The sequence below is a fragment of the Pseudidiomarina woesei genome (assembly GCF_001418345.1).
Taxonomy (GTDB): Bacteria; Pseudomonadota; Gammaproteobacteria; order Enterobacterales; family Alteromonadaceae; genus Pseudidiomarina; species Pseudidiomarina woesei.
Genome location: NZ_LIPW01000011.1, coordinates 39,813 through 48,938 on the forward strand (window position 1 = coordinate 39,813; position 9,126 = coordinate 48,938).

Annotated in this window: 8 protein-coding genes; 7 read left to right on the plus strand and 1 reads right to left on the minus strand. The window is 47.7% G+C overall.

Features of this window, described 5'->3' with window-relative positions; genetic code table 11:
- Positions 1–2 precede the first annotated feature (2 nt).
- From atpA to glmS, 6 genes are all read left to right on the plus strand, one after another.
- Positions 3–1,544, plus strand: a complete 1,542-nt coding sequence (gene atpA, locus ASC40_RS11285; RefSeq protein ID WP_055439919.1) for a F0F1 ATP synthase subunit alpha — start codon at positions 3–5, stop codon at positions 1,542–1,544.
- A 58-nt stretch (positions 1,545–1,602) separates the two neighbouring features.
- Positions 1,603–2,469, plus strand: a complete 867-nt coding sequence (atpG, locus tag ASC40_RS11290; RefSeq protein WP_055439920.1) for a F0F1 ATP synthase subunit gamma — start codon at positions 1,603–1,605, stop codon at positions 2,467–2,469.
- Between the two features lie 39 nt (positions 2,470–2,508).
- Positions 2,509–3,894: a F0F1 ATP synthase subunit beta gene (atpD, locus tag ASC40_RS11295; protein WP_055439921.1), complete on the plus strand. Its 1,386-nt coding sequence runs from the start codon at positions 2,509–2,511 to the stop codon at positions 3,892–3,894.
- Between the two features lie 17 nt (positions 3,895–3,911).
- Complete coding sequence (locus tag ASC40_RS11300; protein WP_055439922.1) at positions 3,912–4,328, plus strand: F0F1 ATP synthase subunit epsilon; 417 nt, start codon at positions 3,912–3,914, stop codon at positions 4,326–4,328.
- A gap of 131 nt (positions 4,329–4,459) precedes the next feature.
- Positions 4,460–5,824, plus strand: coding sequence for a bifunctional UDP-N-acetylglucosamine diphosphorylase/glucosamine-1-phosphate N-acetyltransferase GlmU (gene glmU / locus ASC40_RS11305; RefSeq protein ID WP_055439923.1), 1,365 nt, complete (start codon positions 4,460–4,462; stop codon positions 5,822–5,824).
- 5 nt (positions 5,825–5,829) lie between these two features.
- Positions 5,830–7,662 carry a glutamine--fructose-6-phosphate transaminase (isomerizing) gene (gene glmS / locus ASC40_RS11310; RefSeq protein ID WP_055439924.1) on the plus strand — a complete coding sequence of 611 codons (1,833 nt, stop codon included), beginning with the start codon at positions 5,830–5,832 and terminating at the stop codon, positions 7,660–7,662.
- Positions 7,663–7,675: 13 nt separating this feature from the next.
- On the opposite strand, the gene ASC40_RS11315 is transcribed toward glmS, so the two are convergent.
- Positions 7,676–8,320: a phage integrase N-terminal SAM-like domain-containing protein gene (locus ASC40_RS11315; RefSeq protein ID WP_072243453.1), complete on the minus strand. Its 645-nt coding sequence runs from the start codon at positions 8,318–8,320 to the stop codon at positions 7,676–7,678.
- A 304-nt stretch (positions 8,321–8,624) separates the two neighbouring features.
- Here ASC40_RS11315 and ASC40_RS11905 point away from each other — a divergent pair.
- The coding region (locus ASC40_RS11905) for a hypothetical protein (protein WP_141656154.1) at positions 8,625–9,126 on the plus strand (502 nt) is incomplete at its 3' end.

Below are 9,126 nucleotides of genomic sequence, written 5' to 3' on the forward strand. Positions count from 1 at the left end.
GCATGCAACTGAATTCAAATGAAATCGCAGAGCTGATCAAAAAACGAATTGAACAGTTCGAAGTGGTCAGTGAAGCTCGTAACGAAGGTACCATCGTATCTGTAACCGACGGTATTATTCGCATTCACGGCCTTGCAGACTGTATGCAAGGTGAGATGGTTGAGCTTCCTGGCAATCGTTACGCTATCGCATTGAACCTTGAGCGCGACACCGTAGGTGCCGTTGTTATGGGTCCATATGCTGATTTGCAAGAAGGCGTAAAAGTTAAATCTACTGGCCGTATCTTAGAAGTACCGGTTGGTCGTGCCTTGTTAGGCCGTGTGGTAAACACCTTGGGTGAGCCAATTGACGGTAAAGGTCCGATTGACGCAGACGGCTTTGAGCCAGTTGAAAAAATCGCACCAGGTGTTATCGAGCGTCAATCAGTTGATCAACCAGTACAAACTGGTTACAAATCAATCGACGCCATGATTCCAGTTGGTCGTGGTCAGCGTGAGTTGATCATCGGTGACCGTCAAACCGGTAAAACGGCTTTGGCTATCGATGCCATCATCAACCAGAAAAACTCAGGCATTAAGTGTGTGTACGTAGCCATCGGTCAGAAAGCATCGACCATCGCTAACGTCGTACGCAAGCTTGAAGAACACGGCGCATTGGAAAACACCATTGTTGTTGCTGCTTCTGCTTCTGAATCAGCAGCGTTGCAATACTTGGCAGCCTACTCAGGTTGTACCATGGGTGAATACTTCCGTGACCGCGGTGAAGACGCACTAATCGTATATGATGACTTGTCGAAGCAAGCTGTTGCTTATCGTCAAATTTCATTGTTGCTCCGTCGTCCGCCAGGTCGTGAAGCTTACCCAGGTGACGTATTCTATCTTCACTCACGTTTGCTTGAGCGTGCAGCGCGTGTAAACGCTGACTACGTTGAAAAGTACACTAACGGTGAAGTGAAAGGTCAAACCGGTTCATTAACGGCGCTACCAATTATCGAAACTCAAGCGGGTGACGTATCTGCGTTCGTACCAACCAACGTGATTTCAATCACCGACGGTCAGATCTTCTTAGAAACTGACTTGTTCAACGCCGGTATCCGCCCTGCTGTAAACGCAGGTATCTCGGTATCGCGTGTAGGTGGTGCAGCACAAACCAAGATCATTAAAAAACTTGGTGGTGGTATCCGTTTGGCATTAGCACAGTATCGTGAATTGGCGGCGTTTGCTCAGTTCGCTTCAGACTTAGACGAAGCAACTCGCGCGCAGTTAGAGCACGGTCAGCGTGTTACTGAACTGATGAAACAGAACCAATATAAGCCAATGAGCGTGGCTGAAATGGCAGTGTCTATTTTCTCTGCAGAAAAGGGTTACCTGAAAGACGTAGAGAAAGACAAAATCCTCGACTTCGAAGGTGCGTTAATTTCGTACATGCGTAGCGAGCACGCTGAACTAATGGCTGATATTGATAAAACTGGCAACTATAACGACGACATCGAAGCGAAGCTGCACGAAGGCCTGAAAACCTTCAAGAAGACGCAGTCTTGGTAAGCGGAGCGTGGCTACACGGGTGTGTAGCCACAAGTCGTTGAGTTAACAGGAGAATATCATGGCCGGCGGTAAAGAGATAAAAACCAAGATCGGGAGTATTAACAATACTCAGAAGATCACCAGCGCAATGGAAATGGTTGCCGCGTCTAAAATGAAAAAGGCGCAGGAACGTATGGCTTCTAGCCGTCCGTATGCCGACAGCATTCGCAAGGTGATCGGCCATGTTGCCCATGCCAACTTAGAATATAAGCATCCGTACTTAGAAGAACGCGATGTGAAACGAGTTGGGTACATTGTAATTTCAACCGACCGCGGTTTGTGCGGCGGCTTAAACACCAACGAATTCAAAGCGGTGGTTAAGCACGCAAAAGCATACAAAGACAGCGGCGTAGACGTTGATTTTGCAGCCATTGGTAACAAGGCTACGGGTTTCTTTAAACGCTTTGGAGGCCGTTTACTGGCGCAAAAATCAGGTTTGGGCGATAAGCCAAGCGTGAATGATGTGCTCGGGACAGTGCAGGTAATGTTAGATGCCTTTGATGAAGGCAAAATTGACCGCCTGTTTGTGGTGTACAACAAGTTTGTGAACACCATGAAGCAAGAACCAACAGTAGCGCAATTGCTACCGTTGCCAAAAGCTGAGTCTCGTGACGAAGTTCAATCAGGTAGCTGGGACTACTTGTATGAGCCGAATCCACAGCCAATTTTAGAATTACTGATTCGTCGTTATGTAGAAGCGACTGTATATCAGGGCGTAGTGGACAACATCGCTAGTGAACAGGCAGCGCGGATGGTGGCAATGAAAGCCGCTACCGACAACGCCGAAGACCTTATTGATCAGTTGCAATTGGTGTACAACAAAGCACGCCAAGCAGCGATCACGCAGGAAATTTCGGAAATTGTATCGGGCGCCGAAGCGGTTTAAGGCGAAGCTTGCAAGAATTTTAGAGTTAGAGGAAATGTCATGAGTCAAGGTAAGGTCGTGCAAATTATTGGCGCGGTTGTGGATATCGAATTTCCACAAACAGACGTGCCAAAGGTATACGACGCGCTGCAGGTGACCGACGGTGACCTCAAGGGTCTGACCCTGGAAGTTCAGCAGCAGTTAGGCGGTGGTATTGTGCGTGGTATCGCACTTGGTACTACTGACGGTCTGCGTCGTGGAATTACCGTTCAAAACACCGGCGAGCCAATCATGGTACCAGTGGGTAAACAAACCCTAGGTCGTATCATGAACGTATTGGGTGAGCCAATTGATGAAGCGGGCGATATCGGTGAAGAAGAACGTATGTCGATTCACCGTGCTGCACCGTCGTACGAAGAACAGTCAAGTGCAACTGAACTGTTAGAGACCGGTATCAAGGTAATCGACTTGATTTGTCCGTTCGCTAAGGGTGGTAAAGTTGGTCTGTTCGGTGGTGCAGGTGTAGGTAAAACCGTAAACATGATGGAGCTTATCCGTAACATCGCTATCGAGCACAGCGGCTACTCAGTATTCGCAGGTGTTGGTGAGCGTACGCGTGAGGGTAATGACTTCTATCACGAAATGAAAGATTCAAACGTACTGGACAAAGTTGCGCTGGTTTATGGCCAGATGAACGAGCCTCCTGGTAACCGTTTGCGCGTTGCGTTAACCGGTTTGACTATGGCTGAGAAGTTCCGTGACGAAGGCCGTGACGTATTGTTCTTCGTAGATAACATCTACCGTTACACACTTGCCGGTACCGAAGTATCTGCATTGTTAGGTCGTATGCCGTCTGCGGTAGGTTATCAGCCAACTCTTGCAGAAGAGATGGGTGTACTACAAGAACGTATTACTTCAACCAAAACTGGTTCAATCACGTCAATCCAAGCGGTATACGTACCTGCGGATGACTTGACCGACCCGTCGCCAGCAACCACGTTCGCTCACTTAGACGCGACCGTAGTATTGTCACGTGACATCGCGTCACTGGGTATCTACCCTGCGGTTGACCCGTTGGATTCAACGTCACGTCAGTTGGACCCGTTGGTAATCGGTAAAGAGCATTACGACACAGCGCGTGGCGTACAGTCAGTATTGCAGCGTTACAAAGAGCTGAAAGATATTATCGCTATCTTGGGTATGGACGAATTGTCTGAAGAAGACAAAATGACCGTAGCCCGTGCGCGTAAAATTCAGCGCTTCCTGTCACAGCCGTTCTTCGTTGCTGAAGTATTCACCGGCTCACCAGGTAAATATGTATCGCTTAAAGATACCATCGCTGGCTTTAAAGGCATCTTAAACGGTGACTACGACGACCTTCCAGAACAAGCGTTCTACATGGTTGGTAGCATCGAAGAAGCGGTCGAAAAAGCCAAGAAAATGTAATAAACCGGGAGGTTTAAATGGCAGCTAAAACTGTACAGCTTGACGTGGTCAGCGCCGAAGAACGTTTGTTCTCAGGTGCCGTTGAGACCCTGCAAGTGACCGGTAGCGAAGGTGAGCTGGGTATTCACCCAGGTCACGCCCCGTTATTAACCACAATCAAGCCAGGTATGGTTCGTGTGGTTAAAGAAGGTGGCGAAGAAGAAATCATCTACGTTGCTGGTGGTGTGCTTGAAGTGCAGCCGCATAACGTCTCGGTCCTTGCTGACACAGCCATTCGTGGTGAAGAGCTTGACGAACAAAAAGCTCTGGAAGCTATGAAACACGCTGAAGAAGCAATTGCAGATCAAAGTTCTGACTTAAGCTACGCAGAAGCAGCAGCAGAACTGGCTCGAGCGATGGCTCAGTTGCAGATTATTCGTAAATTACGCAAATAATCAGCACGCCAGCTTTAAAAAATCGAAAAGACCCGCAAATCTCGGTTTGTGGGTCTTTTTTTCGCCTGTTAATTTGTTGTAAACAGCATTAAAATAGACGCTTAATTTACTAAACAGAAACGGAAGGATTCATGTCTCTGAGTGTTGTTGTACTTGCCGCAGGCAAAGGCACGCGTATGCGTTCGGCCTTACCTAAGGTATTACACCCGGTTGCTCATAAGCCCATGGTTCAGCATGTGATTGACACTGCGCGCACGCTTGCGCCTGAAAACGTGCATGTTATTTATGGTCATGGTGGCGATGTCTTAATGGATAAACTCGCTGGGCAGCAATTGAATTTTGTCGAACAGGCGCAGCAGCTTGGCACCGGCCATGCCGTGCAACAAGTGGTGCCGCACCTAGGCGATAATGAAACGGTATTGATTTTATATGGCGACGTACCGCTAACGCGCAAAGAAACCCTGCAGGGGTTGTTAGATGCTGCAATCAATACCGATTTAGCTTTATTAACTGTTACCCTGCCCGACCCAACCGGTTACGGCCGTATTGTGCGCAACGCAAACGGTGCCGTAGTGGGAATTGTTGAGCAAAAAGACGCGAATACCGAGCAACTGGCCATTAGCGAAGTAAACACCGGCATGATGGCGGTAAAGGGTGCGGCTTTGAAGCGCTGGCTCGGCAATTTGTCAAACAATAATGCCCAAGGCGAATACTACCTAACCGATATTGTTGCTATGGCAGCTGACGAAGGTGTGAATATTGCCACTGCGCAACCACAGGCTATTAGTGAAGTGGAAGGGGCGAATAACCGGGTGCAGTTGGCAGGCTTAGAGCGAGCTTACCAAGCATGGCAGGCTGAGCAATTAATGCTAGATGGCGCCACGTTAATGGACCCCGCACGCGTTGACGTGCGTGGCGAGGTGATTATTGCCAATGACGTGGTGGTTGACGTGAACGTTATTTTTGAAGGCCGTGTGGAACTTGGCGAAGGCGTGGTTATCGAAAGTAACTGCGTGCTGCGTAATTGCAAAATTGGCGCAGGCTCACGGGTTAAAGCCAATAGCGTGATTGAAGAAGCTGTATTAGCCGAAAACTGTGCTGTAGGGCCTTATGCGCGTTTGCGCCCTGGTGCTGAGTTAGCCGAAGGTGTGCAAGTTGGCAACTTTGTTGAAATTAAAAAAACCCGTATGGGTAAAGGCTCTAAAGCCAGCCACTTAACCTACCTTGGCGATGCCATGATTGGTGCTGGGGTAAATATTGGTGCAGGCACTATTACCTGTAACTACGACGGCGTGAATAAATTTGTCACGGAAATTGATGATGGCGCGTTTATTGGCTCGAACAGCTCATTAGTCGCCCCGGTGCGCGTAGGCAAAAACGCAACAGTAGGCGCCGGTTCTGCGGTAACCAAGAATGTCGAAGATGAAGAATTAGCCGTTGCGCGCGGCAAACAACGGAATATTACAGGCTGGCAACGCCCAGTGAAAAAAGGATAAGAACTATGTGTGGAATTGTTGGTGCAACTTCAGAGCGCCGTATTAGCGAAATTTTATTAGAAGGCTTAAAGCGCCTTGAATACCGTGGTTATGACTCAGCCGGCTTAGCCGTGTTGAACGACCAAGGCGTGATTGAAAGCGTACGCCGTACCGGTAAAGTACAAGCATTGAAAGATGCAGTTGGTGAGCACCCACTATCAGGCACAACAGGTATTGCTCATACCCGTTGGGCAACTCATGGCGGTGTTACCGAGGCCAATGCCCACCCACACATTTCTGATGACTGTATTGCCGTGGTACACAATGGCATTATTGAAAACCACGAAAAACTGCGCGAGCAACTGAAAGGCCTAGGCTACACTTTTGCGTCTGACACCGACACCGAAGTGATTTGTCACTTGGTGCACCACGAGCGCAAAACCCATGACGATTTGTTTGAAGCCGTGCAAGCAGCCGTTAAACAACTTGAAGGCGCTTATGGCACCGTGGTGATGGACTGCCGTGAACCGGGTCGCTTAGTCGTGGCGCGCTCAGGTAGCCCACTCGTTATTGGCTTAGGTATTGGCGAAAACTTTATCGCCTCGGACCAATTGGCCTTGCTGCCGGTAACCCGCAAATTTATGTACCTTGAAGAAGGCGACATGGCCGATATTACTCGCACTGAAGTGAAAGTGTATGATGCTTCAGGTGCGCGCATTGAGCGTGAAGTGCATGAGTCGGACGGTAATTATGACGCTGGCGGCAAAGGCGAGTACCGCCACTTTATGCTCAAAGAAATTCACGAGCAGCCAAGCGCTGTGCGTAATGCTCTTGAAGGCCGCATTGTTGATGGCCATGTGGCTGATGACGTGTTCGGTAACGGCTCGCTAGAGCTACTAAAAGACATTGAGCACGTACAAATTGTTGCCTGTGGTACCTCTTACCACGCTGGCATGGTGGCGCGCTATTGGCTTGAGTCCATGGCTGGCGTGTCGTGCAATGTGGAAATAGCTTCAGAGTTCCGTTACCGTCAGTCGCACGTGCACCGTAACAGCTTGTTGGTAACTATTTCACAGTCTGGCGAAACCGCTGATACCCTAGCGGCACTGCGATTAAGTAAAGAGCTTGGCTACAAAGGCAGCTTAACCATTTGTAACGTGTCTACCTCGTCAATGGTGCGTGAATCAGACTTAGCCTATATGACACGCGCCGGTACCGAAATTGGCGTGGCTTCAACCAAAGCCTTTACCACCCAGTTGGTGGGCTTGCTCATGCTGACGTTGGCCATTGGCCAGTTCCGTGGCATGAGCGCCGCGCAGCAAGAAACCGTGATCAAGTCGCTGAAAACCTTGCCAGCTAAATTAGAAGAAGCCCTGCTGTTAAGTGACGCTATTGAGGCCTTAGCGCCAGAGTTTGCGGATAAATTCCACAGCTTATTCCTAGGCCGCGGTACGCAATACCCTATTGCAATGGAAGGCGCGTTGAAGCTGAAAGAAATTTCCTACATTCACGCTGAAGCCTACGCTGCAGGCGAACTCAAACACGGCCCGTTGGCACTGATTGATGCCGACATGCCAGTGATTGTGGTTGCACCAAACGATGAGCTGCTAGAGAAGCTTAAATCGAATGTGGAAGAAGTACGCGCGCGTGGTGGCATCATGTATGTATTTGCTGACAAAGACGCCCATTTCAAAGGCGACGACAGCATGCGCGTGATCAACGTCACTCATTGTGATGAACTCATAGCGCCCATTGTGTACACCATTCCGCTGCAGTTGCTCTCCTACTTCGTGGCCATTATAAAAGGCACCGATGTGGATCAGCCGCGTAACTTGGCTAAATCGGTAACGGTGGAGTAATTCCACCGTTTTACTAGCTGCTGAAGAGTCGATCAAGCGGGCTAGCTGTGGCCGCATAATGTTGACCAATGACGTGGGTATAAATCTGAGTTGTACTCACATCGTTATGCCCTAGCAACTCTTGCACTGTTCTAATGTCGCATCCTGCTTGTAATAAGTGGGTGGCAAACGAATGTCGAAACGTATGACAATTGACCTTTTTAAAGATTTTCGCCGCCTTCACAGCAGGTTGTAGCGCCTCACTTACACGCAAACCGCTACCGTATAGGAGTTCGATAATCAGCTTATTGCGACCACTAAGCTGGTTTAAAATACGCTGAACTTCCTCAGGTGAGAGCACAACAGGTAACTGACGCTGTTTAGTGGCCAGGCTAAAATTGAGATCTCCCAGTTCGTGATTAAGCGCTTTGTGATAAAGATACACCAAAGCATTTAGAGCAACTTTTTGCGTATTAACAGCAACATGGCGCTCATTCGCCAACCAGCTTAAAAAGGACTTCACCTCTTCTGCACCCATATCATTAGGATGTCGCTTTTTATGAAAATAAATAAACTGCCGTATCCAACCTAAATAAGATTTCTCAGTTTTTAAGCTATAGCCACGCAATCGCATATCAGCGCGAAGCTTTTCAATAAAAGGGCTCGGCATCATTAACATCCATGATTTTTGATAATCGTGAGTTAAGCATAATCGATCAATCGGCACGCTTCACGGCTCAAAGTCGCACACTTAAAGCTTGCATGGAGGATAAATATGTCCTATTTTCAATTACATAATTTAAACAAAAATAGTGTTATCAGGCGTAGTCGAAAAGCAAAGTGAGCGTGCTTACTTTGCTTGCAAGAAAAGGCGACTTTTTGGATGGTTTTTATTTTGTTTTTGGTGAGTTACCAAGTAAACCGAACGATTACGACATGTGCTAGAACACTATACAAATGTTATGTGTTCCTGAGGAGTTATTTTGAGATTTAACATTGTTTTATTGGTATGCCTAGTCGCTGGATGTGCTGGTTTGCCGGATTATGCAGAACCGCCAACTGATACACCCTCTTCTAAGCTACTATTTAAACACGATTTTGAAGCACCTTTTCTTGGGTACTCAACATTTGTAAATGTTCATACAGAAGAAGAACCTTGTGGCAAATCGTTTGGCTCTGATAGCGGTGCAAGACTTGTGGTTTTAGACAAGGGTAATCCACTAATTTCTGAGTTGAATCCAGCCGGTGTAAGATTGTCAATAGATAAGAAATATACTTTTATGATTTTGTCAGTTGCTGGCCCAATTAATTGCGCTATCTACACCTCATTTAGTCCCAAAGCAAATGAGAGTTATGAAATTAAAGTTTCTGGTGAACTTCATTCGTTTTCAAGATCATGCAAGGCTGAGCTATTTAAGGCGGATGAAAATACTAAACAATTGTCTCCGGTAGAGTTTGAATATTATGGTAATTGTCACGAGTCTG